We start from the raw sequence: 25,237 nt of genomic DNA, 5'->3' as shown, positions 1-25,237 counted from the left end.
CCGGGCTTTCTGCCAGAACGGTCCGCGACATCGCGAAAGGACCGTTCCCCATGACCACCGACGCGCCTGCATTCGGCAAGGGCTGCCATCTGCATCTGATCGACGGATCGGCCTTCATCTTCCGCGCCTATCACGCGCTGCCGCCGCTGACGCGCAAATCCGACGGGCTGCCGGTCGGGGCCGTGGCCGGGTTCTGCAACATGTTGTGGAAATACGTCACCGACGAGCACGGCAGCGACGCGCCCACCCACGCCGCCGTCATCTTCGATCATTCGGCCAGGACGTTCCGCAACGACATCTATGACCTCTACAAGGCCAATCGTCCCGAACCGCCCGAGGATCTGCGCCCGCAATTTCCGCTGACCCGGCAGGCGACGCGCGCCTTCAACATCGCCTGCATCGAGATCGAGGGGTTCGAGGCCGACGACATCATCGCCACGCTGGCCTGCCAGGCGCGCGATGCCGGCGGTTCGGTCACGATCATCAGCAGCGACAAGGACATGATGCAGCTGGTGGGCGACGGCGTCGAGATGCTGGACCCGATCAAGGGCAAGCCCATCGGCGTCGATGAGGTGCGCGAGAAATTCGGCGTCGGACCCGACCGCGTGGTGGATGTGCAGGCGCTGGCCGGCGATTCGGTCGATAACGTGCCCGGCGCCCCCGGCATCGGCATCAAGACCGCAGCGCAGCTGATCGCGGAATACGGCGATCTGGAAACGCTGCTGGCCCGCGCGGACGAGATCAAGCAGCCCAAGCGCCGGCAGACCCTGATCGATCATGCCGAGCAGATCCGGATTTCGCGCCGGCTGGTCGAACTGGATTGCGACACGCCGCTGGATTTCAGCCTGCAAAGCCTTGAGGTGCGCGACCCCGACCCCGACGCCTTGCTGGGCTTTCTGGCCGAGATGGAGTTTCGGACCCTCAGCGCGCGCGTGGCCGAAAAGCTGGGGGCAAAGGCGCCGGTCGTGCCCTCGGCCCCGCCAAGCGACGTGCCGGCGGCACCCGAACTGCCGGCGATCGCGTCCTCGGGGCATGACTGCGTGCGCGACCGGGCGGCACTGGACGCGTGGGTTGCGCAGATCCGCGAGGCCGGGCACGTCGCCATCGACACCGAAACGACCGGGCTGGACGAGATGCGGGCCGATCTGGTCGGAATCTCGCTGGCGGTTCATGCGGGGTCCGCCTGCTATGTGCCGGTCGGCCATGTCGCGGGCAGCGACGATCTGTTCGGCGCGGCCCGGCTGGTGGACGGGCAGTTGCCGCTGGACGAGGTGCTGACGGTTCTGAAGCCGGTGCTTGAGGATCCCGCGATCCTGAAGATCGGCCAGAACGTCAAGTATGATTGGAAGGTGCTGGCCCGCCACGGCATCCGCATGGCGCCGGTGGCAGACACGATGCTGATGTCCTATGCGCTGAACGCGGGCACGCATAATCACGGCATGGACGAATTGGCCGAACGCTATCTGGCGCATCGCTGCATTCCGATCAAGGATGTGATCGGCAGCGGCAAATCCCAGATCAGCTTCGCGCAGGTTCCCATCGACACTGCCGCCCCCTATGCCGCCGAGGATGCCGAGGTGACGCTGCGGCTGTGGCAGCATTTCGCCCCGATGCTGCCGTCCGAGAAGGTCACCACCGTCTATGAAACGCTGGAACGGCCGATGGTGCCGGTTCTGGCGGATATGGAAATGGCCGGCATCCGCGTCGACGGAGAGACGCTGAAGCGCATGTCCACCGCCTTTGCGCAGAAGATGGCGCAGCTTGAGGATGAGATTCACGCGCTGGCGGGCGAGACATTCAATATCGGCAGCCCCAAGCAGTTGGGCGAGATCCTGTTCGACCGGATGGGGCTGGCCGGCGGCAAGCAGGGCAAGACCGGCGCCTATTCGACCAGCGCCGATGTGCTGGCGGATCTGGCGGTTGAACACGACCTGCCGGCGCGGGTGCTGGACTGGCGCCAGATCAGCAAGCTGAAATCGACCTATACCGATGCGTTGCAGGGCCATGTGAACCCCGACACCGGGCGGGTGCATACCAGCTATTCCATCGCCGGGGCGCAGACCGGGCGTCTGGCCTCGACCGAGCCGAACCTGCAGAACATCCCCGTGCGCAGCGATGAGGGGCGGCGCATCCGCGAGGCGTTCGTGGCCGCCGACGGGCACCGGCTGGTCAGCCTGGATTACAGCCAGATCGAGTTGCGCATCCTGGCCCATGTGGCCGACATCCCGGCGCTGAAACAGGCGTTCCGCGACGGCATCGACATTCATGCCATGACCGCCAGCCAGATGTTCGGCGTCCCGGTCGAGGGCATGGACCCGATGATCCGCCGTCAGGCCAAGGCGATCAATTTCGGCGTGATCTATGGTATTTCGGGGTTCGGGCTGTCGCGCAACCTGCGGATTCCGCGGGCCGAGGCGCAAGCCTTCATCGACACCTATTTCCAGCGTTTCCCCGAGATCCGTGCCTATATGGACAAGACGGTCGCCGACGCCAAAGAGACGGGGTTCGTCAAGACCCTGTTCGGCCGGCGGATCAACACCCCCGGCATCAACCAGTCGGGACCGGCGGCGGGCGGCGCGCGGCGCGCGGCGATCAACGCGCCGATCCAGGGGGCTGCGGCCGATATCATCCGGCGCGCGATGATCCGCATGCCCGACGCGATCCGCCACCTGCCGGCGCGGATGCTGTTGCAGGTCCATGACGAACTGGTCTTCGAGGTGGCCGAGGACGCGGTCGATGACCTGATCGCCGTCGCGCGGCAGATCATGGAGGGCGCGGCCGAGCCGGCGATGAAACTGTCGGTGCCCCTGGTCGTCGATGCCGGCAGCGGCAGGAACTGGGCCGAGGCGCATTGATGCCGACGCGCCCTGTCCCCGCAGGCCGCGTCAGGCGTCAGATGGCGTGCGAATGGCTGGTGGGCGCGGTGGCATAGCCGTCCAGCTGCTGCGCGATCACGCGGGTCAGGGGGCGACCCTGCGGGGTGATGGACAGCGCGTCCGGATCAAGCCGGATCATGCCGCCGAACCGCGCGACCAGAGGCGCGAACAGATGCTGCAACTGCGCCGGGGACAGTCCGAACCGCAACGTCATCTCGTGCAGGTCGATGCGGAAATCGCACATCAGCGCCTCGATCATGCGGCCGCGCCACGCATCCTCGTGCGTGAACACATGGCCGCGCGCGACCGCCATCCGCCCGTCGCGGATCGCGGCCGTATAGGCACCGGTCGCCGGCACGTTCTGCGCATAGCCTTGCGGAAAGCGCGAGATGGACGAGGCGCCAAGACCGATCAGCACCTCGGACCGGTCGTCGGTATAGCCCTGAAAGTTGCGCCGCAGACGCCCCAGATCGCGCGCGCGCGCCAGACTGTCGGCGGGACGGGCGAAATGGTCGATGCCGATCTGAACCAGCCCGTCGGCCATGAACAGCTCGCGCGCGGTGGTGAACAGGCTCAGCCGCGCCTCGGTGCCGGGCAGTTCGCGTTCCGGGATCATCACCTGCCGCCGCGACATCCACGGCACATGGGCATAGCCGTAAAGCGCGACCCGGTCCGGGCTCAGCGCCAGCAGCTTTTGCACCGTGGCCGCCATGCGGAACCGGTTCTGATAGGGCAGACCGTAAAGAATATCGGCGTTCAGGCTGGCGATGCCGTGATCGCGGATCAGCCGCACCGCATCGGCGGTCATCCTGAAGCTTTGATGCCGTCCGATGGTCTTCTGGATCAGCGGATCGAAATCCTGCACCCCGATCGAGGCGCGGTTCATCCCGGCCTGGGCCAGGGCCTTCATGCGCGGCGCGTCGATCTCGGCCGGGTCGATCTCGACCGAGAATTCGCCGCCCTTGGCCAATGGAAACGCGGTGAACACGGCGTCGGACAGGCGGCGCATCAGATCGGGCGGCAGCAGGGTGGGCGTGCCGCCGCCCCAATGCAGGCGCGACAGTCGCACACCCGGCGCCATCCGCGCCCGCAGCTGCGCCAGCTCGGCCAGCAGCGTCTCGGCATAGGCCAGCACCGGGTCCAGGCTGCGCGTGCCCTGCGTGCGGCAGGCGCAGAACCAGCACAACCGGCGGCAGAACGGCACATGCATGTAAAGCGAGATTTCCGCGCCCGCCGGGATCGACTCGATCCAGCCGGCGACAAGGTCGGCATCGACCGCATCGGTGAATTGCGTGGCCGGAGGATAGCTTGTGTAGCGCGGGACACGCGCGTCAAACAGTCCCAACTGCCTCAGTTGCGAAACATTGCTCATGATCCTATGTTTGGGCCATCATGAGGACGCGGACATTGACCCAGATCAAGCAGGACATCGCCCCGATCGACGTGATCGGCGGGGCGCGCTGCGACGAGTGCCCGATCCGCTATCGCGCGGTCTGCGCCCACTGCAATGCCGACGAGCTGTCCTATCTGGAAAGCATCAAGTTCTATCGCAGCTTCGAACCCGGACAGGCGATCGTCTGGGCCGGGGACCGGATGGATTTCGTGGCCTCGGTCGTGACCGGCGTGGCCAATCTGACGCAGACGCTGGAAGACGGCCGCACGCAGATGGTCGGATTGCTGCTGCCAAGCGATTTCCTGGGCCGGCCGGGGCGCGAGCGGGCGGCCTATACCGCCGTGGCGACGTCGCGGGTGGTGCTGTGCTGTTTCCGGCGCAAGCCGTTCGACGACATGATGCGCGAGATGCCGCAGCTGTCGCACCGTCTGCTTGAGATGACGCTGGACGAGCTGGACGCGGCGCGCGAATGGATGCTGCTTCTGGGGCGCAAGACGGCGCGCGAGAAGATCGCGTCATTCATCACCATCATCGCGCGGCGCGAGGCGGCGTTGCTGAAACGCCTGCCCGGCGGGCGCATGCAGATCGAACTGCCGCTGACGCGCGAGGCGATGGCCGATTATCTGGGGCTGACGCTGGAAACCGTCAGCCGCCAGATCAGCGCGCTGAAGCGCGACGGGCTGATCCAGTTGCAGGGCAAGCGCGGCGTGCTGCTGCCCGATTTCGCCCGGCTTGTCGACGAATCGGGCGACGATGCCGATGGCGGCTGGATCAGCTGATCCGCGCCGGTCTTTGCCGACGGGTCCGATCTTGAGGCTTGCGGAACCGGGTGCGACGGCTTATATGGATCTTGCTACGTTATCTCTTCTTCGATCTGTCTCCCTAATCCGGCTTCAGACTTCGAGTTTGATCTGACCGGCCAGGCCGTCGCATTTCCGCGGACGGCAATCTTAAGGGAGATCTCACGATGGCCAACGGCACCGTGAAATGGTTCAACGCCACCAAAGGCTTCGGCTTCATTCAGCCGGAAAGCGGCAAGCGCGATGTGTTCCTGCACATCTCGGCGATCGAGCGTGCGGGCCTGCCGCACCCCGAGGACGGTCAGGCTGTGACCTTCGACATCGAAACCGGCCGTGACGGTCGCGAATCGGCGTCGAACCTTCAGTTCGTCTGATCGCGGCGGTGCGTCCCGCGACGGCCGGGGGCCAGCCCCCGGACCCCCGGGATATTTGAACACCAAAGACATGAGGGCGGCGTTCGGGCCGCCCTTTTGCGTTTTTTGTCTGCGGATGGGATTCTTGTCCGGCGCCGCCAGTGCAAGGCGAGGGCAGCGCCGGGGTTGCGCGCCCGATCTAGCGGGCCATGAAGACCGGGATGCTGGCTTTTTCCAGCATGTTTCTGGTCGCGCCGCCCAGGATGGCCTCGCGAAAGCGGGAATGGCCATAGGCGCCCATGACGATCATGTCCGCGTCGATCTCGGTCGCGCGGCGGACCAGCTCGTCGCTGATGGCCGGGGCCGTGCGGGCCAGAACCGCGATTTCCGCCCGCACGCCGTGACGGATCAGCATCTGCGCCAACGCCCCGCCGGGGTCCGAACGTTCCGGCCCGCTGCGGCGCGGGTCCACCACCGTGATCTCGATCGTCTCGGCGGCCTGAAGCAGCGGCAAGGCGCGACGGATGGCGGCCAGCGCCTCGACCGACTGGTTCCAGGCGACGAGAATCCGGCGCGGCGGATCGGGCGGCAATTCGCAGTCGGGCAGGACCAGAACCGGGCAGCCGCCTTCGAACATCGCAGCCTCGGTCACGGCCTCGGCATCGCCGGTCGCCGCCTCGCCATAGGGGCGGGCCAGGACCGTCAGATCGGAGAACCGCGCGCGCATTCCGACCAGATTGGCGATGCTGCCGATCTGGGCCACCGCCGATTCGACCGACCAGCGCACATCGCTGGCCGACGCCAGATGCCGGCGCACCGCCTTTTCCAGCGATTCGGCCTGTGTCATCGCCGCGCCGATGGTGTCCTGGAACGCATAGGGCGTGCCGCCGGGGAAATAATAGCCGGCCTGGCTGTGATCCACCCCCAGGCAGAGAACGTCCAGATGCCCGTCCTCGCGCACGGCGAGGGCGGCGGCGGCATCGACCTGTTTCATCTGACGCGGATCGGACAGCACGGTCAGGATCGTCTTGTAGGCCATCGAAGCCTCCTTGCTCTGCAGATCGGTCGATCATCGCCGCTATGGCCGCGCCTTACCTTGATCGGAATCAAACGCCGAGTTTGATACAGATCAATGTGTTCCCGCGACCGCGCCTCTATTGCCCGTCCCCGAGTGAAGATGTCCTGGGTCGCAGATCCGGCTGCACCCGCATGGGCATCTGCGAACGGGACACGGTGAAACCATGTGGAATTATGTAAAGCTGATCTTGCTGGGGGCCGTCGCGCTGGCGGCGGCGATCGGGGCCAACCTGGCGCGTGACCCGGCCTATATGGTCAACGCGCTGACCTTGATGCTGGTGGCGGCGGGCCTGTTCGTCTGGACGCTGCGCCGGATCGACGAGCCGGTCGTGGCGGCCGATCCGAACGAATACATGGACGACGTGATCCGCGCGGGCGTGATCGCCACCACCTTCTGGGCCGTCATCGGCTTTCTGGTCGGCGTCGTCATTGCCTTTCAGCTTGCCTTTCCGGCGCTGAACTTCAGCGAACTGACGCAGGGTTACACGAATTTCGGCAAGCTGCGTCCGCTGCATACCAGCGCGGTGATCTTCGCCTTCGGCGGCAACGCGCTGATTGCGACCTCGTTCTATGTGGTCCAGCGCACCTCGGCCGCGCGGCTGTGGGGCGGCAATGCGGCGTGGTTCGTGTTCTGGGGATACCAGCTGTTCATCGTGCTGGCGGCGACCGGATATATCCTGGGCGCCACCCAGTCCAAGGAATACGCCGAACCGGAATGGCTGGCCGACTGGCTGCTGACGGCGGTCTGGCTGACCTATCTGGCCGTGTTCCTGGGCACCATCGTCATGCGGAAAGAGCCGCATATCTATGTGGCGAACTGGTTCTACCTGGCCTTCATCGTGACCATCGCGATGCTGCACGTGATCAACAACCTGTCCCTTCCGGTCAGCCTGTTCGGCAGCAAGTCGGTGCAGCTTTTCTCGGGCGTGCAGGATGCGATGGTGCAGTGGTGGTATGGCCACAACGCCGTGGGCTTTTTCCTGACTGCCGGATTTCTGGGGATGATGTATTACTTCATCCCCAAACAGGCCGAGCGTCCGGTCTACAGCTACAAGCTGTCGATCATCCATTTCTGGGCGCTGATCTTTCTCTATATCTGGGCCGGACCGCACCACCTGCACTATACCGCGCTGCCCGAATGGGCCGCGACCCTGGGCATGGTGTTCTCGATCATGCTGTGGATGCCGTCCTGGGGGGGCATGATCAACGGTCTGATGACGCTGTCGGGGGCGTGGGACAAGCTGCGCACCGATCCGATCATCCGCATGATGGTCGTCGCCGTGGGCTTTTACGGCATGGCGACCTTTGAAGGGCCGATGATGTCGATCAAGGCCGTCAACAGCCTGTCCCATTACACCGACTGGACTATCGGCCACGTCCATTCCGGCGCGCTTGGCTGGAACGGGATGATCACCTTCGGGGCACTTTACTATCTGGTGCCGCGGCTGTGGGGGCGCGAGCGGCTGTATTCGCTGTCCCTGGTCAGCTGGCATTTCTGGCTCGCCACCATCGGGATCGTCCTTTACGCCGCCTCGATGTGGGTCACCGGCATCATGGAAGGCCTGATGTGGCGCGAGGTGGACAGCCAGGGCTTCCTGGTCAACGCCTTCGCCGACACCGTCGCCGCCAAGTTCCCGATGTATGTCGTCCGCGCCCTGGGCGGGGTGCTGTATCTGGCCGGCGGGATCATCATGGCCTGGAACCTGTGGGCGACGGTTGCCCGGCAGCCCCGGGCCCATCCCACCGCCATCGCCGTTCCGGCGCAGTAAGGATCTTCGACCATGGCAATTCTTGAAAAACACAAGATCCTTGAAAAGAACGCGTCGCTGCTGCTGATCTTTTCGTTCCTGGTGGTGACCATCGGCGGCATCGTCCAGATCACGCCCCTGTTCTATCTCGAGAACACCATCGAAGAGGTCGAGGGCGTGCGCCCCTATACGCCGTTGGAACTGACCGGGCGCGACATCTATGTGCGCGAGGGGTGCTATGTCTGCCACAGCCAGATGATCCGCCCGATGCGCGACGAGGTCGAGCGTTACGGCCATTACAGCCTGGCCGCGGAATCGATGTATGACCATCCGTTCCAGTGGGGGTCCAAGCGCACCGGTCCCGATCTGGCGCGGGTCGGCGGACGCTATTCCGACGAATGGCACATCGACCACCTGCGCGATCCGCAATCGGTGGTGCCGGAATCGATCATGCCGAAATACGGCTTTCTTCTGGATCGCCGCATCGAAGCCGACCATATCGTGCAGCGTCTGGAAACCGACGCGATGGTGGGCGTGCCCTATTCCAACGAGATGATCGCCGCCGCGGTCGAGGATTTCCGCGCCCAGGCCAATCCCGATGCCGATGCGTCGGGGATGGAGGAACGCTATCCCGGCGCGCAGCAGCGCAATTTCGACCTGCAACCGCAACTGACCGAGATGGACGCCCTGATCGCCTATCTTCAGATGCTGGGCACGATGGTCGATTTCTCGACCTTCCAGCCCGATCCCACGCGCTGAGGAGACCGGAATGCAGGTTTACAGCTTCCTTCGCGAACTGGCCGACAGTTGGGTCCTGCTGGCCCTGTTCGTGTTCTTCATCGGCGTGGTCCTGTTCGTGTTCCGCCCCGGAGCGCGCCGCAAGCATCGCGATGCCGCCGCAAGCATCTTTCGACATGAAGACCGCCCGGAAGACCCGGATGACAAGGAGGGCCGGTGATGGCCGAGGACAAGGACGACAAGCATCGCGAAGAAAACCGCCTCAGCCTGGAACGCGAGGCGGCCGATGCCGAACATGCGGCCAAGATCGCCGGCGACATCCCGCCGCGCGACGCCCCCGACAAGCCCGAGGCGCCGAAACACCGGCCGGCGCGCCGGGGCCGGCGCGGCAAGACGGTGCAGGAGGTGCCTTCGACCGGTCACGAATGGGACGGCATCACCGAATACGACAACCCGATGCCGCGTTGGTGGCTGTGGACCTTCTATGCGACGATCATCTGGGCGGTGGGATACGTGATCGCCTATCCGGCCATCCCGATGGTCAGCCAGGCGACGCAGGGTTTGCTGGGAACGACGACCCGCGACCGCGTCGCCGCCGAGATCGAGCGGTTCGATCAGGCCAATGCGGCGGTGCAGACGCGGCTGGCCTCGGTCGAATTGGACCAGATCCCCGATGACCCCGAACTGATGAACTATGCCACCAATGCGGGCGGGGCGGTGTTCCGCACGTGGTGCGCGCAGTGTCACGGATCGGGCGCCGGCGGGGCCAGAGGCTATCCCAACCTTCTGGACAACGACTGGCTGTGGGGCGGCACGCTGGAGGATATCCATCTGACCCTGCTGCACGGCATCCGCGATCCGCAGGACCCCGACACCCGCTATTCCGAGATGCCGCGTTTCGGGCGTGACGAATTGCTGGACCGGACGCAGATCAACCAGGTCGTGGATTACGTGATGTCGCTGTCGGACCTGCCGCACGATGCCGCCAGTGCCCAGGCGGGCGAATCGGTGTTTATGGACAATTGCGCGGTCTGTCACATGGAGGACGGCACCGGCGATCAGTCGCAGGGCGCGCCGAACCTGGCCGATGCCGTCTGGCTTTACGGCGACGACCGCGAAACGATCACCCGCATCGTCAGCGAAGGTCCGTTCGGGGTGATGCCCGCCTGGTCCAACCGCCTCAGCGAGGCCGACATCCGCGCTGTCGCAACCTATGTCCACAGTCTGGGCGGCGGCGAATAGCCCGCCCGGATTTCCCGGTTCACGCTGCCCAAACGGCGTGAATGCGGTCGCCCTCGTCCTGTTCGCGCGTTCCTGAGGGCGACCGCAACATCAATCCCCGGGCGCGGCGGCGGTTCCCGCCCGGCACCGGCGATGACCGTGCCCGCGCGGGGCGGCGTTCAGGCCGCCAGTTCGCCGCGCAGGGAATTGGGCGCGCTTTCCACGATCCGCACCGACAGCAGATCGCCGATCCGGGCCTGCGGCGCCTCGGCAAAGACCGAATGAAGATAATCGGATTTGCCGACCATCTGGCCGTCGATGCGGCCGGGCTTTTCGAACAGCACCTTCAGCGTGCGTCCGATCATGCTTTCCTGCGCCGCCTTTTGCTGGCGGGTCAGCAGCGCCTGCAATTCCTGCAGGCGGGCATCGGCCACGGCGGCCTCGATCTCGGGGCGTTCATAGGCCGGCGTGCCCGGACGCGGCGAATAGCGAAAGCTGAACGCGCTGCCAAAGCCCACCCGTTCGATCAGGCGCAGCGTGTCTTCGTGGTCCCGGTCGGTCTCGCCCGGAAAGCCCACGATGAAATCGCTGGTCAGCATGATGTCGGGCCGGGCCTCGCGGATGCGGTCGATCAGGCGCAGATACTGGTCGGCCGTGTGCTTGCGGTTCATGGCCTTCAGGATCCGGTCGCTGCCCGATTGCACCGGCAGATGCAGATAGGGCATCAGCTGCGGCACATCGCGATGCGCCTGGATCAGGTCGTCTTCCATGTCGTTGGGATGGCTGGTCGTATAGCGGATGCGGGCCAGACCGTCGATATCGGCCAGCGCGCGGATCAGCCGCCCGAACCGCCATTCCCGCCCGTCCGCGCCCGCGCCGTGCCAGCCATTGACGTTCTGACCCAGAAGCGTGATTTCCCGCACGCCGCGGGCGACCAGATCGCGCGCCTCGCGCAGGATGCGTTCGACCGGCCGGCTGACCTCGGCACCGCGGGTATAGGGCACGACGCAGAAGGCGCAGAACTTGTCGCAGCCTTCCTGCACGGTCAGGAAGGCCGCCGGCGCGCGGCGGGTCGCGCGCGGTGCGGGCAGATGGTCGAACTTGTCCTCTTGCGGAAAGTCGGTGACGATCCGCGGCGCCTCGCCCCGCACCATCGCCGGCAGACGGTGATAGGTCTGGGGACCGACGACCAGATCGACCAGCGGCATCCGGCGGATGATCTCCTCGCCCTCGGCCTGTGCCACGCACCCGGCCACGCCGATCTTCAGATCGGGCTTTCCGGCCTTCAGCGGCTTCAGCCGGCCCAGATCGGAATACAGCTTTTCGGCCGCCTTTTCGCGGATATGGCAGGTGTTCAGCAGCACCATGTCGGCCTGCGCCTGATCCTCGGTCAGCACATAGCCCTCCGCGCCCATGGCCTCGGCCATGCGCTGGCTGTCATAGACGTTCATCTGGCAGCCATAGGTCTTGATGAAAAGCTTCTTGGCCGCGGGGGCGCTGGCGTCGTCGGTCATGTTGTGCTGTCCTTGGAATCCCCGTGCTGATACAGCAATGCGCCGCTTTTGGAAAGCCGGGCAGGGGGGCGCTCTACTCCGCCGCCGCGTCCATCTGACGCGCCAGGAACCGGCCGGCGCGGCGCCAGGAGTCGTCTGTATCGCCGCGAAAGGTCAGGTTGCGGCTGACGATCAATTCGCCGCTGCCGGTATCGACCAGATTGGCGAACAGTTGCAGGATCAGCGTGCTGGTTTTCTGCGCCACGATGAACAGGGCGCGCTCGGCGCCGTCGTCACGGGCCAGCGCCAGCAGACATTCGGTCGTCTCGGGCGTGCAGGAGGCCAGCCGGTCCCGGTCGATGATCGACGCCTCGCCCGCCTCGGCCGCGATGGTGTCGGCCAGCAGCGCAAGCCGCCGGTCGTGGTCCGTCTGCTGGTCGCGAACCTCGTGCGAGGTGTCCAGCAGCTTGACCGGCAGGATCGCCGTCTGCTGCGCTGCGGCGCAGGCCGGCAGGATCGCGATCAGCACGGCGGCGATGGCGTGGCGCATGGGGTTCCTCCGCCGCCACATTAGGGCCGGGGTCCGGGCGCCCGCAATCGGCAGTTCGTCTGATCCATCCGCCGTTCCGACCGGAAAACCGGACGCTGCCCCGGCATTCTGCCAAAGCGCGACCGCCACCCATTGAACGCGTTTCGCCGCGCGGCTAGCTTGCCGTCAGATCCGTCCACGGAGGCATGACGATGAACAAACCGCAAAGCTGGGAAGCCCGCGCCGACGAATATTCGCTGTATGGTTTTACCGACCTGCCAAGCGTGCACAAGCGCGGGGCTGTGGTTCTGACCCATGGCGAGGGGCCCTATGTCGTCGATGTGAACGGCCGGCGCTATCTGGACGCCAATTCCGGGTTGTGGAACATGGTCGCGGGCTTCGATCACAAGGGCCTGGCCGACGCGGCGAAGGCGCAATACGACCGGTTTCCGGGCTATCACGCGTTTTTCGGGCGCATGTCCGACCAGACCGTGATGCTGTCGGAAAAGCTGGTCGAGGTGTCGCCGTTTTCGCGCGGCAAGGTGTTTTATACCAATTCGGGCTCCGAGGCGAACGACACCATGGTCAAGATGCTGTGGTTCCTGCACGCCAGCGAAGGCAACCCGCAGCGCCGCAAGATCCTGACCCGCGTCAACGCCTATCACGGCGTCACCATCGTCGCGGCCAGCATGACCGGCAAACCCTATAACGAGGTGTTCGGCCTGCCGCTGGACGGATTCATCCACCTGACCTGCCCGCATTACTGGCGCGAGGGCCGCGAGGGCGAGAGCGAGACGGAATTCACCGCCCGCATGGCGCGCGAGCTTGAGGACACGATCGAACGCGAGGGCGCCGACACGATCGCAGGCTTCGTGGCCGAGCCGGTGATGGGCGCGGGCGGGGTGATTCCGCCATCTAAGGGCTATTTCCAGGCGATTCTGCCGATCCTGCGCAAGCACAACATCCCGATGATCTCGGACGAGGTGATCTGCGGGTTCGGGCGCACCGGCAACACCTGGGGTTGCCAGACCTATGATTTCATGCCCGATGCCATCATCAGCTCCAAGAACCTGACCGCCGGACTGTTCCCGATGGGGGCGGTGATTCTGGGACCGGACCTGTCGGACCGGTTGCAGGCCGCCGTCGAGAAGATCGATGAATTTCCGCACGGCTTCACCGCCTCGGGGCATCCGGTCGGGTCGGCCATTGCGCTGAAGGCCATCGACGTGGTGATGAACGAGGGTCTGGCCGAGAATGTCCGGCGGCTGGCGCCGCGGATGGAGGCCGGGCTGCGCGCCATCATGGACCGCAGCGACCATATCGGCGAGCTGCGCGGCATCGGCTTCATGTGGGCGCTGGAGGCGGTGCGGGACAAGGCCACAAAGACCCCCTTCGACGCCGATCTGTCGGTCAGCGAACGGATCGCGAATACCTGCACCGATCTGGGCCTGATCTGCCGGCCCCTCGGGCAATCCATCGTGCTGTGCCCGCCCTTCATCCTGACGGAAGAGCAGATGGATGAGATGTTCGACAAACTTGAAAAGGCGCTGAAGCAGGTCTTCGCCGAGGTCGCCTGAGGCAGGCCGGGTCAAGGGGCGCTGCCCCTCTTGGCCTGCGGCCAATTCACCCCGAGGTATTTGGAAAGAGGGCGAGGGCCGGATGCGCGCCGCGGCGCGGGCGTCATTCCGCCGCCCGGCGCGAGGCGGTGATGTCGGGCCGCGTGTTGCTGAAGTCGATGGCCAGCGCGCCTGTTGCGCGCAGTAAGGGCGGATCGAGCAGAAGACAGGGCGCATCGCCGGTGGCGGGGCGCGGCACCTTTTCGGTCGCAACGACGATATGGCGCGGTTGGCAGAGGGCGGCGGCGCGCGCGCCCGATCCCTTGCCGGTAAAATGCAGGATCGTCCAACCGTGCGGCAGCGCGGCGCGGCGGTCGCGGCGGTCCCCGGTCCAGCCCGGACGCGCGGCCGCGCCGGATTGCGTGGCGGTGTCGCCGTCCTCCAGCAGCCAGGTGCTGACCGAAAAGGCGCCCCCCGATGGTTTCGAGATCGCGCGGCCCTGCGGCGTCATCAGGCCGACCGCCTCGCCCTCGGATGCGATCAGGATCAGCGGACGGCTTGTCGTCACCCACAGCGCAAGCGCCGCCGCCAGCATCGTCAGCCCGGCCGCGAAACCCAGGGCGGGCGCGGCGGTTCCGCGCGCCCCCAGCCCCCTGCGCCAGCACAGCACGCCCAGCACCGCCCCGAACCCCATCAGCGGGATCACCGCGGCCGGCGGCAGCGTGATCGCCGTGACAGCACCGTCCAGCCCCGCGACGAACCGCGCCACCGCCAGCATCCAGGCGGTGCCCACCCCCATGATCCACAGCGCCGGCCCCGCCAGCCCCACGGGCGCCAGCAGCGCGCCGACCACGCCGGCCGGCATCACCAGGGTGCCCATCACCGGCACCGCCAGCAGATTGGCCAGCAGCCCGTATTGCGACATCCGGTTGAAATGCGCGGCGGCAATCGGTGCCGTCACCATCGCCGCCACGAAGGACGAGATCAGCAGGATCAGCACGGGGCGCAGCCAGGCGGGCACATGCGGGGAAAGCCGCGACCACGGGTCATAGACCAGGATCAGCGCCACGGTGGCCGCAAAGCTCATCTGGAAGCCGGGCGAAGTCAGCGCCTCGGGGCTGTAAATCAGGATGATCGTCGCCGCCAGCGCCACCGTTCGCAACGAGATCGCGCGCCGGTCCGCCAGGATCGCACACAGCATCACCGCGACCATCACGAAGGCCCGTTCGGTCGCCACGCCCCCGCCCGACAGCCACAGATACCCGGCCGAGGCGGCCAGCGCGCCAAGCGCCGCCAGCTTGTGAACCGCCTGCGGCAGCGGCGCGCCCAGCCCCTGCGCCAGCACCAGTGCCCATCGCAGGGCGGCATAGACGAAGCCGGCCAGCATGCTCATGTGCAGGCCCGAGATCGAGATGATGTGATAGAGATTCGAGGCGCGCATCAGGTCGTTCGTCGCCTCCTCGATCCCGGAACGGTCGCCGGTCATCAGCGCGGCCGCAACCGCGCCCGACTGCCCGCCGATGCGCGACTGGATCGCGGCGCTGATCGCCATCCGGGCGCGGTGCATGTTCCAAATCCCGCCCTGCGGCGGGCCGACCGCCATGACCGGCGTGCGGCTGTAGCCGACCGCGCCAAGCCGTTCGAACCGCGCATGCTGGCGGAAATCGAAACTGCCCGGCGCGGCGGGGCCAGGGGGCGGTCCCAGATGGCCGGTCAGCATGATGCGCTGGCCAAGCGCGGGCAGCGGTTCCGTGGCCGCGTCCATCAGCGACAGCCGGACGCGGGCCGGCGTGCGGTCGGGGGCGACATCGCGCAGCGTGACCCGGTCCAGCGTCAGGCGGATGCGGTCGCGGGCCGAGCGGTCGATGGCGACCAGCCGCCCCTCGACCGGGCCATAGTAGCGCCATTCCAGCACCGGCGCCGCGACCTGCACCGATCGCAGCCCGGCCAGCCCGGCACCCGCCACGATCAGCGCCACGGCGATCCCGGTCAGGCGCAGCGTATCGGCGACAGCCCAGCCCAGATGCCCGCGCTGCGCCAGCGGTTGCGCCGCGCGCGCGCCCGCCAGCGATGCAAGCGCGACGGCCGCCGCCGCCAGCGTCTGCCACAGGGTCGGCGGCGTCGGCCAGGCGAACCATGCGGTGATGCCCACCGCCAGACAGACCGGCACCCAGGCAAACAGCCCCGCCCGACCTGCGGCGGCCGGGCGGGGCGGGCGACGTGTCGCGTGCCGCGAGGCGCGTGCCGGGGACGGAGCGGACCTCGACACCGCCGCGGGCACGGACACCGCCGTGGCGGCGACGATCTGACCCGACAACGCGCTGGCCGGAACGGTCATTCTTGTCCTTTCCGAAGGGCTTTCGTATTCCTTGTGATCTCGACCATGGCACGCGCTGCTTAGCAAAGCGTTAACGCGCCTGTGCCAGCCCGGTTTTGCGACCAGAAAGGCCCGAATGCCCGACCAATCTGCCATCGTCACCCGCTTTGCACCCTCGCCCACCGGCTATCTGCACGTCGGCGGGGCGCGGACCGCGCTGTTCAACTGGCTTTACGCCCGCGGCCGGGGCGGAAAATTCCTGCTGCGGATCGAGGATACCGACCGCGCCCGGTCCACGCCCGAGGCCACGGCGGCGATCCTGCAGGGGCTGGAATGGCTGGGGCTGGACTGGGACGACGAACCGCTCAGCCAGTTCGCCCGCCGGGACCGGCACGCGCAGGTCGCGCGCCAGATGCTGGAGGCAGGGGCGGCCTATCGCTGCTATTCGACGCCCGAGGAGATCGCCGCCTGGCGCGAGGCGCATCCGCGCGAGCCGTTCAAAAGCCCGTGGCGCGATGCCACCGATCACCCCGACGCGCCCCATGCCCTGCGCCTGAAGGCCCCGCGCAGCGGCGAGACGGTGATCCAGGATGCGGTGCAGGGCGAGGTTCGCGTGGCCAACGACCAGCTGGACGACATGGTGCTGCTGCGCAGCGACGGCACCCCCACCTATATGCTGGCCGTTGTGGTGGACGATCACGACATGGGCGTGACCCATGTGATCCGGGGCGACGATCACCTGACCAACACCGCCCGCCAGATCCAGATCTATGACGCGATGGGCTGGCCGCGGCCGGTCTTCGCCCATATTCCGCTGATCCACGGCGAGGACGGCAAGAAACTGTCCAAGCGGCACGGCGCGGTGGGGTTGCATGAGTTCGCGGCATTGGGATATCCGGCGGCGGCGATGCGGAACTATCTGGCGCGGCTTGGCTGGAGCCATGGCGACGACGAGCTGTTCGACGATGCTCAGGCGCGCGAATGGTTCGATCTGTCGGGGATCGGCCGTGCGCCGGCGCGGCTGGATTTCAAGAAGCTGGAACATGTCAGCAGCCACCATATCGCCGCGATGGACGACGCCGCGCTGGTGGCGGCGTTGCAGGATTACCTGTCCGCAACCGGCGCGCCGCCGCTGTCGGAGACGCAGACGCAACGGCTGATCCCGGCGCTGCCGGCGTTGAAGGCCAAGGCCCGGACCCTGCCGCAACTGCTGGAGCAGGCGCGTTTCGCGCTGATCCAGCGCCCGGTCGAGATGGACCGGAAAGCCGCCGGTCAGCTGGACACGGTATCCCGTGGTATGCTGGAATCGTTGACTGCCGCGGTGCAGCATGCTAGCTGGACGCGAGACGAGCTGGAGCAGGCGGCCAAGAAGGTCGCCGAGGAATACGGCGTCGGGTTGGGCAAGCTTGCGGGGCCTTTGCGCGCCGCTCTGGCCGGGCGTTCGGCAACCCCCAGTGTGTTCGACATGATGACGGCGCTTGGTCGCGAAGAATCGCTTGCCCGGCTCCGGGACCAGACGGAATTGGCGGGATGAGACCCGCTTACACATGCCAGGGTCGGTTCCAAGCATGTCCTTGCGATCGACCGGGCGCAGCCGGAAAGGACGTTTTGGATGGCCGATAAGAAGACCGCCAACTTGATGATCGGAGACGCCGAGGTCGGATTGCCGATCCTGACCCCGACTGCGGGGCCGGATGTCGTGGACATCCGCAAGCTGTATGGGCAGGTGGGCGTGTTCACCTATGATCCGGGGTTCACCTCGACCGCCAGCTGCGATTCGACCATCACCTATATCGACGGCGACGAGGGCGAGCTGTGGTATCGCGGCTATCCGATCGAGCAGCTGGCCGAGAAATCGCATTATCTGGAAGTCTGCTATCTGCTTCTCTACGGCGAATTGCCCGACGCCGAGCAGCTGACCGATTTCGAAAATCGTGTGACCAGCCACACGATGGTGCATGAACAGATGCACAATTTCTTCCGCGGATTCCGCCGCGACGCGCATCCGATGGCGACCATGGTCGGCGTGGTCGGGGCGATGTCGGCCTTCTATCACGATTCGACCGACATCACCGATCCGTGGCAGCGCGAGGTCGCCTCGATCCGGCTGATCGCGAAACTGCCGACGATTGCCGCGATGGCCTATAAATACTCGATCGGGCAGCCTTTCGTGTATCCGCAGAACGAACTGGATTACGCCACGAACTTCCTGCACATGTGCTTTTCGGTCCCGGCCGAGAAATACACCGTCGATCCGGCGCTGGCCAAGGCAATGGATCGCATCTTCACCCTGCATGCCGATCACGAACAGAACGCCTCGACCTCGACCGTGCGGCTGGCCGGATCGTCGGGCGCCAATCCGTTCGCCTGCATCGCGGCCGGCATCGCCTGTCTGTGGGGGCCGGCGCATGGCGGGGCGAATCAGGCGTCGCTGGAAATGCTGCGCCAGATCGGCAGCGTGGAAAACATTCCAGAATACATCGCCCGCGCCAAGGACAAGGAGGACCCGTTCCGCCTGATGGGCTTTGGCCACCGGGTCTACAAGAATTTCGACCCGCGCGCCAAGGTGATGAAGGAAAGCGCCGACGAGGTGCTGGATCTTCTGGGCGTCCACGACAACCCGACCTTGCAGGTTGCCAAGGAACTGGAAAAGATCGCGCGCGAGGACGACTATTTCGTCTCGAAGAAGCTGTATCCGAACGTCGATTTCTATTCGGGCATCATCCTCGAGGCGATGGGTTTCCCGACCTCGATGTTCACGCCGATCTTCGCGCTGTCGCGCACGGTCGGCTGGATCGCGCAGTGGAAAGAGATGATCAGCGATCCGCAGATCAAGATCGGCCGTCCGCGTCAGCTGTATGTCGGTGCCGACAAGCGCGATTATGTCGATCTGGACAATCGCTGAGCAATCGCCATCGCCGCATGAAGAACGGGTCCGGGACGCATCCGGGCCCGTTCGGCTGCGCCCGCATCATGTGCTGTGCGCGATCGGCTGGCAGGGGCGCGGCTATTCGCCCGATTTCACCCGCAACATGAACCGGATTGTGCAGGACCGGCTGCGTGCCGACCCCGCGACCGAGGTGGTGTTCACGGCCGGCGCGGATGCGATCTGCGGCCCGTGCCCGTCGCGCCGCGGGACCGGCTGCGCGGCGCAGGACCGGATCGACGCGCTGGACCGCCGGCATGCCGAGGCGCTTGGCATCGCGCCGGGCGCGCGGATGGGCTGGGCCGAGGCGCAGTCGCGCGCGGTCAGCCGGCTGGTGCCGGACGATCTGGACCGGATCTGCGCTGGCTGTCAGTGGCTGGAACTGGGGCTGTGCAAGGACGCGCTGGCGCGTCTTCAGTCAGCGGTATGAAAAACGCCGCCCCGGCCGGGCGGCGTTATCGCAGGTGCGGGTTTCGGCGCTCAGCGGCGCTTGAACAGCGTCCAGCCGCCGGCAACAATCATGGCCGCGATCACCGCCTTCACGACGGCCCCGATCAGGAACGGCGATACGGCCAGCGCGACGGCCTCGCCCGCGGATTTGCCCAGCACGACCGACAGGGCGGCGGCACCCGGCACGAACAGCAGCAGCCCCGGCACCAGCCCGGCGACGAACAGGCGCAGGAAGCCGCGATCCAGTCCGCGTTCCACCAGCCAGCCGGTCAGCCAGGCCATGCCGACAAAGCCCCACAGAAAGCCTGCGGTCGGCCCCATCAGCGGCGCGATTCCGCCCGAGGCGTTGGCGAAGACAGGCAGACCCATCGCACCCTCGGCCAGATAGGCCAGCAGGGTGATCGCGGCAAGGCGCGCGCCATAGGTCAGCCCGATGATGGTGATGGCCAGCGTCTGCAGCGTCATCGGCACCGGCCACATCGGCACGCTGGCCTGCGCGGACAGCGCGACAAGGGCCGATCCGGCCAGGACCAGCAGGACATTGGTGAAGGTCGAGCGCGCCGGCAGCGCGGCTTGGGTCAGCGTCATGGAAGCCTCGTTTTCGCCAAATTCGGTGGATCGCATGTTGACGCTGCGCGGGCGAATGTCAATCGCGGCGCTGACGCCGCGCCGCGTCCGGGGGTCTTGCGCGCAGGGCGGCGTTCTGCAAAAGGCTGCTGGCATGACGCAGGATCAGAACACCCGACCCGGACCCGTCGCCCTTGTGACCGGCGCATCGCGCGGGCTGGGCGCGGCCCTTGCCGAAGGGCTGGCCGCGCGCGGCTTTCACGTGCTGGCCGTGGCCCGCACCGTCGGCGGCCTGGAAGAGCTGGACGACCGCATCCGCGCGGCCGGCGGCACGGCGACGCTGGCGCCGATGGATGTCAGCGACGCGGCGGCGATGCAGCAGCTGGCGCAATCGGTCGGCGCACGATGGGGCGGGCTGGATCTGTGGGCGCATTGCGCCATCCACGCCGCGCCGCTGTCGCCCGCGCCCCATATCGACGGCAAGGACTGGTCGAAATCGCTGCTGGTCAATGTCGATATCGTGCGCGGCCTGATCGCCCTGTTCGAGCCGATGCTGCGCGCGCGCGACGGCACGGCGATGTTCTTCGACGATCCGCGGGCGGGGCAGAAATTCTTCGGCGCCTATGGCACGACCAAGGGCGCGCAGATCGCGCTGGCGCGCAGCTGGCAGGCGGAAACCGTGCGCACCGGGCCGCGCGTCGTCATCGCGCAGCCCGCCCCGATGCCGACCGCGGTCCGGGGCCGGTTCTTTCCGGGCGAGGATCGCAGCGCGCTGACGCCCTGCCGGTCCGAGGCCGAGCGTCTTCTGGACGCGCTGTAACGGCGCCGCGGCGCCGGCCGATCGTCAGGCCGAACATGCCCCGCCAATCGGCTGCGTCGCCTTGCGCAGCCAGTCCTGCGCGGGCCGGTCCAGATGCGGCGACAGCAGGTCGCGGACGCGGGCGTGATAGGCGTTCAGCCAGCCCGCCTCGTCGCGGGACAGCGCCTGCCGGTCGATGGCGCGGGTGTCGATGGGGCACAGGGTCAGCGTCTCGAAGCCCAGCATCTCGCGTCCGGGTTCGGCCTCGGCCGGGATCACCGCGATCAGGTTCTCGATCCGGATGCCGAACGACCCTTCGCGGTAATAGCCGGGTTCGTTCGACAGGATCATGCCCGCCTCCAGCTTGGTATCGCTGGCGCGGCTGATGCGCACCGGACCTTCGTGGACGCACAGCGCCGCGCCGACGCCGTGGCCGGTGCCGTGGTCGTAATCGAACCCCGATTGCCACAGGAACTGCCGCGCCAGCGCGTCGATATGCGCGCCCGCCACACCCTTGGGAAAGCGCGCGCGGCTGATCGCGATCATGCCGCGCAGCACCGCGGTATAGGCGGTGACGGCGTCGGGCGACGGCTGGCCCAGGGCGACCGTGCGGGTGATGTCGGTGGTGCCGTCGATATACTGGCCGCCCGAATCGATCAGCAGCATGTCGTCACGCCCCAGCCTGCGATTGCTGGACCGGGTGACGCGGTAATGCACGATGGCCCCGTTCGGACCCGCGCCCATGATCGTGTCGAAGCTGATATCGGTGATGCCTGCCTCGATCCGCAGCGATTCAAGCTTGCGGACGATGTCGATCTCGGTCAGCGCGGTGTGGTCCTGCGCGTCCAGCCATGCCAGCAGCCGCACCATGGCGAGGCCGTCGCGCAGATGCGCCTGCCGCATCCCGGCCAGTTCCGCGTCGGATTTGCGCGCCTTGGGCAGGATCGCCGGATCGGGGGCGCGCGCGATATCGGTGCCCGCGCGTTCCAGCAGGCGGAATGCGGCCTCGGGCGCGGTGTCCGGGTCGATCCGCACCGGGCCTTCCAGATCCAGAAGCGCCGCGGACAGCCCCTCGGGGTGCAGGATCGCGACCTGATCGCCCAGATGGGCGCGCAGCCGGTCGTCGAACTTGTCCGGATCGCTGAACAGCGCCACATGCCCGTCATCGGACAGGACGGCAAAAGCCTGCACCACCGGGTTCTTTGGCAGATCGCTGCCGCGAATGTTCAGAAGCCACGAGATCGAATCGGGCAGGGACAGGAACGCGGCTGCCTGCCCCGCATCGCGCAACTCGTCCGCTAGGCGCGCGCGTTTCTGCGCCGATGTCTCGCCCGCCAGCGCGTCGTCATGGGCGCGCGCGGGACCGACCGGCGGGGCGGGGCGGTCGGGCCAGACGGCATCGACCGGGTTCTGGTCGACGGCGATCAGCCCGATGCCGGTGCCGTCCAGCCCGCGCTCCATCGTCTCGATTTCCTTGCGGGTGTGCAGCCACGGATCGAAACCCACGCGCCCGCCCTCGGGCAGCGCGTCGCGCAGCCACGCCGAGGGTCGCGTCGCCGGCCAGTCCACGGCCGCGAACTGCGCCGGATCGACCTGCTGTCGGACCTGCACGCGATAGCGGCCGTCGGTGAACACCGCCGCGCGATCCTGCGTCACGATGGCAAAGCCCGCGCTGCCGGTGAACCCGGTCAGCCAGGCCAGCCGTGCATCGGCGTCGGCCACGTATTCGCCCTGATGCGCATCCGCGCGCGGCACGATGAAGCCGTCCAGGTCCATCCGCCGCAGACGGGCGCGCAGATCGGCCAGCCGGGCGGCGTGATCGCCTCCCCCGGCGGGATCGTCGAAGGACTGAAAGCTCACAACTCGATGGCCTTCATCACCTCGGGCTCGATCACCTCGACGCCGGGCAGGCCGTCGATCAGCTCCTGCGCCGACTGTTCCAGCAGCGGGAATGTCTTGTAATGGCAGGGGATGACGGTCTTGAAGTCGAAATATCTCCGCGCTGCATAGGCCGCGCGGCGCATGTCCATGGTGAAATGCCCGCCCGCGCACAGGATGCCGATATCGGGACGGTGATAATCGGCCATCCATTCCATGTCGGCCATGATGTCGGTGTCGCCCGAGACATAGATCACCCGATCCTCGCCCGCGATCATGAAGCCGGATTCGTGGCCGGCATAGATCGGTCCGTCCGCGCCATCCAGCGAACTGGAATGGGTGGCGTTGACCATCGTCACCTTTGCGCCGCCCAGATCGACGGTGCCGCCCTTGTTGAAGCCGATGCCGTCGATGCCCTGGTGGTTGCCCCAGCTGTTGATCAGGTCATAGATGCCGGCGACCGGGATCTTCAGCTCTTTCGCGATGGCCAGCGTGTCGCCCGAATGATCGCCGTGCCCGTGGGTCAGAAGGATATGGGTCGCGCCCGCGATCGCCTTGTCGCGCCTGTCCTCGGGGAAGACCGGGTTTCCCGACAGCCACGGGTCGATCAGGATCACCGCATTCTCGATTTCCAGCCGAAAGCCGGAATGTCCAAGCCAGGTCAGTTTCATCTCTGCCTCCTATCGGATGTCGCCGCCAGACTAGCGAGGCGTCCCGGCCCTGACCAGAGGTGCGATGAGCCTCAGACCGGGGCGGCGTCGTCCAGCCGCAGGCGCAGCCTTTCGCGCCCGCCCCAGGTGGACAGTTCCAGCTTGCCCGCCAGATGAAAGCGCCGTCCCTTGGCGCCGATCAGCGCGGGGCCAAGCGGGCCGTTCATCGCCCCCCATGCGACCGCCTCAAGCTTTGGGCCGCCGGGGCTGCGGAAATTCAGCCGCAGATGGCTGTCGCCCATCGTCGCGGCACTGTCGATCAGCTGATCGGCAAAGGCGAAGCGTGGGGCAGGGGCGGCCTGTCCGAACGGGCCTGCATCCTCAAGCTGGCGAAACATCTGCGGCGTGGCGCCCGCCCCTTCCAGCAGCCCCGAGATGCGCAGCTCGCGCGCGCCGCCGCCGCGCCCGGCCAGATCGCGCGACAGCAACTCGGCCAGCCGCGCCATGGCCGGTTCCAGCTTCGCTTCCTCGACCGTCAGCCCGGCGGCCATCTCGTGCCCGCCGCCCTTCAGCAGCAGACCCTCGGCCGCCAGACGCTGGATGGCACGGCCCAGATCGACGCCGGGCACCGACCGGGCCGATCCCTTGCCGATCCCGCGGTCGATGCCGATGGCGACCGAGGGCAGGTCGGTCGCCTCTTTCAGCCGTGCGGCGACGATGCCGACCACGCCCGGATGCCAGCCTGCGCCCGCGGCCCAGGACAGGACAGGATGGCCGCGCGCCTCGACCTGGGCCATCGCCTCGTCGCGCACCTCGGCCTCGATGGTGCGGCGGTCGCGGTTCAGCTGATCCAGCCGGGCGGCCAGATCCGCCGCCTGGGCCGGATCGCGCGAGGACAGGCACAACGCCCCCAGATCCGCCCGCCCGATGCGGCCGCCGGCATTGATGCGCGGGCCAAGCAGGAACCCCAGATGAAACGCGTTCGGAGGACCGTCCAGCCGCGCCGCATCCGACAGCGCGACCAGCCCCGGACGCTGCCGGTGCGCCATGACCGCCAGCCCGGCGCGCACGAAGGCGCGGTTCACGCCGATCAGCGGCGCCACATCCGCCACGGTGGCCAGCGCCACCAGATCCAGCATCGCCATCAGGTCGGGTTCGCGGCGGCCCATGCCGCGCAGCACGCGCCCGGCCTGAACCAGCGTCAGAAAGACCACCCCCGCCGCGCACAGATGGCCAAGCGCGCCATCCTCGTCGGCGCGGTTGGGGTTCACGACGGCCAGCGCGGGGGGCAGCGCCTGCGCGCCCAGATGGTGATCCAGCACGATCACGTCGGCTCCCGCCGCAGCCGCCAGCGCATCGTGACCCTGCGTGCCGCAATCGACGCAGACGATCAGGTCGTGCGCCTGGGCCAGCGCGGCCATCGCGGCGGGGTTCGGCCCGTAGCCCTCGTCGATCCGGTCGGGCACATACAGCGTGGCGTCCCGGCCCTGCTGGCGCAACCAGTCCAGGAGCAGCGCGGCCGAGCTGCCGCCATCCACGTCGTAATCGGCAAAGATCGCGATCCGCTCGCCCGCGATGGCGGCGGCCACCAGGCGATCCGCGGCAGGCCCCATGTCGCGCAGCGACAGCGGGTCGGGCAGCAGATCGCGCAGCTTCGGGGTCAGGAAGCCGCCGGCGGCCTCGGGCTGAACCCCGCGTTCGGCCAGCACCCGCGCCACCGCCAGCGGCAGCGACGCCTTTTGCGCCAGACCCTCGGCCAGACGCTCAAGCCCGGCATCCGGCCCGGTCCAGCGCCGGCCGCTTAGCGATTGATCGATCCCCAGAAACGCCACGGAATCCCTTCTTGCCTGCCCGAACGGCCCGAAC

21 protein-coding genes are annotated in these 25,237 nt (G+C 67.2%); 12 read left to right on the top strand and 9 right to left on the bottom strand.

The genetic code is table 11. The annotated features are described in order from the left end of the window. The first annotated feature begins 50 nt into the window (after nt 1-50). Nucleotides 51-2,855, top strand: coding sequence for a DNA polymerase I (gene polA, locus JHW45_RS13955; protein ID WP_272858204.1), 2,805 nt, complete (start codon nt 51-53; stop codon nt 2,853-2,855). A 37-nt stretch (nt 2,856-2,892) separates the two neighbouring features. Here polA and hemN read toward each other — a convergent pair whose 3' ends face one another. Further along, nucleotides 2,893-4,248 (bottom strand): oxygen-independent coproporphyrinogen III oxidase, encoded by a 1,356-nt coding sequence (hemN, locus tag JHW45_RS13950; protein ID WP_272858203.1) that lies wholly within the window; start codon nt 4,246-4,248, stop codon nt 2,893-2,895. A gap of 56 nt (nt 4,249-4,304) precedes the next feature. On the opposite strand from hemN, the gene fnrL reads away from it, so the two are divergent. Both fnrL and JHW45_RS13940 read left to right on the top strand, forming a co-directional pair. Beyond that, entirely contained in the window at nt 4,305-5,048 is a 744-nt protein-coding gene (fnrL, locus tag JHW45_RS13945; RefSeq protein ID WP_419181868.1) for a transcriptional regulator FnrL, read from the top strand. 188 nt (nt 5,049-5,236) lie between these two features. After that, nucleotides 5,237-5,443, top strand: coding sequence for a cold-shock protein (locus tag JHW45_RS13940; RefSeq protein ID WP_272858202.1), 207 nt, complete (start codon nt 5,237-5,239; stop codon nt 5,441-5,443). Between the two features lie 178 nt (nt 5,444-5,621). On the opposite strand, the gene JHW45_RS13935 is transcribed toward JHW45_RS13940, so the two are convergent. Then, nucleotides 5,622-6,461, bottom strand: coding sequence for a universal stress protein (locus JHW45_RS13935; protein ID WP_272858201.1), 840 nt, complete (start codon nt 6,459-6,461; stop codon nt 5,622-5,624). 202 nt (nt 6,462-6,663) lie between these two features. Here JHW45_RS13935 and ccoN point away from each other — a divergent pair, with 202 nt between their 5' ends. From ccoN to ccoP, 4 genes are read left to right on the top strand one after another with little or no spacing between them, the layout of a single operon-like run. Beyond that, a complete protein-coding gene (gene ccoN / locus JHW45_RS13930; protein WP_272858200.1) occupies nt 6,664-8,268 on the top strand; it encodes a cytochrome-c oxidase, cbb3-type subunit I in 1,605 nt (534 codons plus the stop codon). 12 nt (nt 8,269-8,280) lie between these two features. After that, complete coding sequence (gene ccoO / locus JHW45_RS13925; protein WP_272858199.1) at nt 8,281-9,006, top strand: cytochrome-c oxidase, cbb3-type subunit II; 726 nt, start codon at nt 8,281-8,283, stop codon at nt 9,004-9,006. A gap of 10 nt (nt 9,007-9,016) precedes the next feature. Further along, entirely contained in the window at nt 9,017-9,205 is a 189-nt protein-coding gene (locus tag JHW45_RS13920; RefSeq protein WP_272858198.1) for a cbb3-type cytochrome c oxidase subunit 3, read from the top strand. After that, nucleotides 9,205-10,227, top strand: coding sequence for a cytochrome-c oxidase, cbb3-type subunit III (gene ccoP / locus JHW45_RS13915; protein WP_272858197.1), 1,023 nt, complete (start codon nt 9,205-9,207; stop codon nt 10,225-10,227). Before JHW45_RS13920 ends, ccoP begins: the two co-directional genes overlap by 1 nt. Before the next feature lie 158 nt (nt 10,228-10,385). Here the strand turns inward: ccoP and miaB are convergent, their stop codons facing one another. Together miaB and JHW45_RS13905 are read right to left on the bottom strand one after the other, a co-directional pair. Further along, nucleotides 10,386-11,720, bottom strand: a complete 1,335-nt coding sequence (miaB, locus tag JHW45_RS13910; RefSeq protein ID WP_272858196.1) for a tRNA (N6-isopentenyl adenosine(37)-C2)-methylthiotransferase MiaB — start codon at nt 11,718-11,720, stop codon at nt 10,386-10,388. Nucleotides 11,721-11,793: 73 nt separating this feature from the next. Next, nucleotides 11,794-12,249: a DUF2380 domain-containing protein gene (locus JHW45_RS13905; RefSeq protein ID WP_272858195.1), complete on the bottom strand. Its 456-nt coding sequence runs from the start codon at nt 12,247-12,249 to the stop codon at nt 11,794-11,796. Between the two features lie 191 nt (nt 12,250-12,440). On the opposite strand from JHW45_RS13905, the gene JHW45_RS13900 reads away from it, so the two are divergent. Next, nucleotides 12,441-13,805 (top strand): aminotransferase, encoded by a 1,365-nt coding sequence (locus JHW45_RS13900; protein ID WP_419181807.1) that lies wholly within the window; start codon nt 12,441-12,443, stop codon nt 13,803-13,805. 103 nt (nt 13,806-13,908) lie between these two features. Here the strand turns inward: JHW45_RS13900 and JHW45_RS13895 are convergent, their stop codons facing one another. Beyond that, nucleotides 13,909-16,122 (bottom strand): ComEC/Rec2 family competence protein, encoded by a 2,214-nt coding sequence (locus tag JHW45_RS13895; protein ID WP_272858193.1) that lies wholly within the window; start codon nt 16,120-16,122, stop codon nt 13,909-13,911. 115 nt (nt 16,123-16,237) lie between these two features. Here JHW45_RS13895 and gltX point away from each other — a divergent pair, with 115 nt between their 5' ends. From gltX to JHW45_RS13880, 3 genes are all read left to right on the top strand, one after another. Further along, nucleotides 16,238-17,635 (top strand): glutamate--tRNA ligase, encoded by a 1,398-nt coding sequence (gene gltX, locus JHW45_RS13890; protein WP_272858192.1) that lies wholly within the window; start codon nt 16,238-16,240, stop codon nt 17,633-17,635. A 78-nt stretch (nt 17,636-17,713) separates the two neighbouring features. Further along, complete coding sequence (gene gltA / locus JHW45_RS13885; protein WP_272858191.1) at nt 17,714-19,006, top strand: citrate synthase; 1,293 nt, start codon at nt 17,714-17,716, stop codon at nt 19,004-19,006. Continuing rightward, a complete protein-coding gene (locus JHW45_RS13880) occupies nt 18,984-19,457 on the top strand; it encodes a DUF1284 domain-containing protein (RefSeq protein ID WP_272858190.1) in 474 nt (157 codons plus the stop codon). The genes gltA and JHW45_RS13880 overlap by 23 nt, the downstream gene beginning before the upstream one ends. 50 nt (nt 19,458-19,507) lie before the next feature. Here the strand turns inward: JHW45_RS13880 and JHW45_RS13875 are convergent, their stop codons facing one another. Next, the gene (locus tag JHW45_RS13875; protein WP_272858189.1) at nt 19,508-20,065 is read right to left on the bottom strand and encodes a biotin transporter BioY; all 558 of its coding nucleotides are present in this window, start codon (nt 20,063-20,065) and stop codon (nt 19,508-19,510) included. A gap of 133 nt (nt 20,066-20,198) precedes the next feature. On the opposite strand from JHW45_RS13875, the gene JHW45_RS13870 reads away from it, so the two are divergent. Continuing rightward, nucleotides 20,199-20,864: an SDR family NAD(P)-dependent oxidoreductase gene (locus tag JHW45_RS13870; protein ID WP_272858188.1), complete on the top strand. Its 666-nt coding sequence runs from the start codon at nt 20,199-20,201 to the stop codon at nt 20,862-20,864. 24 nt (nt 20,865-20,888) lie between these two features. Here JHW45_RS13870 and JHW45_RS13865 read toward each other — a convergent pair whose 3' ends face one another. The 3 genes from JHW45_RS13865 to recJ all read right to left on the bottom strand — a co-directional run bounded on the left by JHW45_RS13865 (nt 20,889) and on the right by recJ (nt 25,203). Continuing rightward, nucleotides 20,889-22,703: an aminopeptidase P family protein gene (locus JHW45_RS13865; RefSeq protein WP_272858187.1), complete on the bottom strand. Its 1,815-nt coding sequence runs from the start codon at nt 22,701-22,703 to the stop codon at nt 20,889-20,891. Next, a complete protein-coding gene (locus JHW45_RS13860) occupies nt 22,700-23,392 on the bottom strand; it encodes a metal-dependent hydrolase (RefSeq protein WP_272858186.1) in 693 nt (230 codons plus the stop codon). Before JHW45_RS13860 ends, JHW45_RS13865 begins: the two co-directional genes overlap by 4 nt. A 71-nt stretch (nt 23,393-23,463) precedes the next feature. Further along, nucleotides 23,464-25,203, bottom strand: coding sequence for a single-stranded-DNA-specific exonuclease RecJ (gene recJ / locus JHW45_RS13855; RefSeq protein ID WP_272858185.1), 1,740 nt, complete (start codon nt 25,201-25,203; stop codon nt 23,464-23,466). Nucleotides 25,204-25,237: the final 34 nt, after the last annotated feature.

This window comes from Paracoccus stylophorae (assembly GCF_028553765.1).
Taxonomy (GTDB): domain Bacteria; phylum Pseudomonadota; class Alphaproteobacteria; order Rhodobacterales; family Rhodobacteraceae; genus Paracoccus; species Paracoccus stylophorae.
This window is presented reverse-complemented; position numbering and strand designations above follow the sequence as displayed.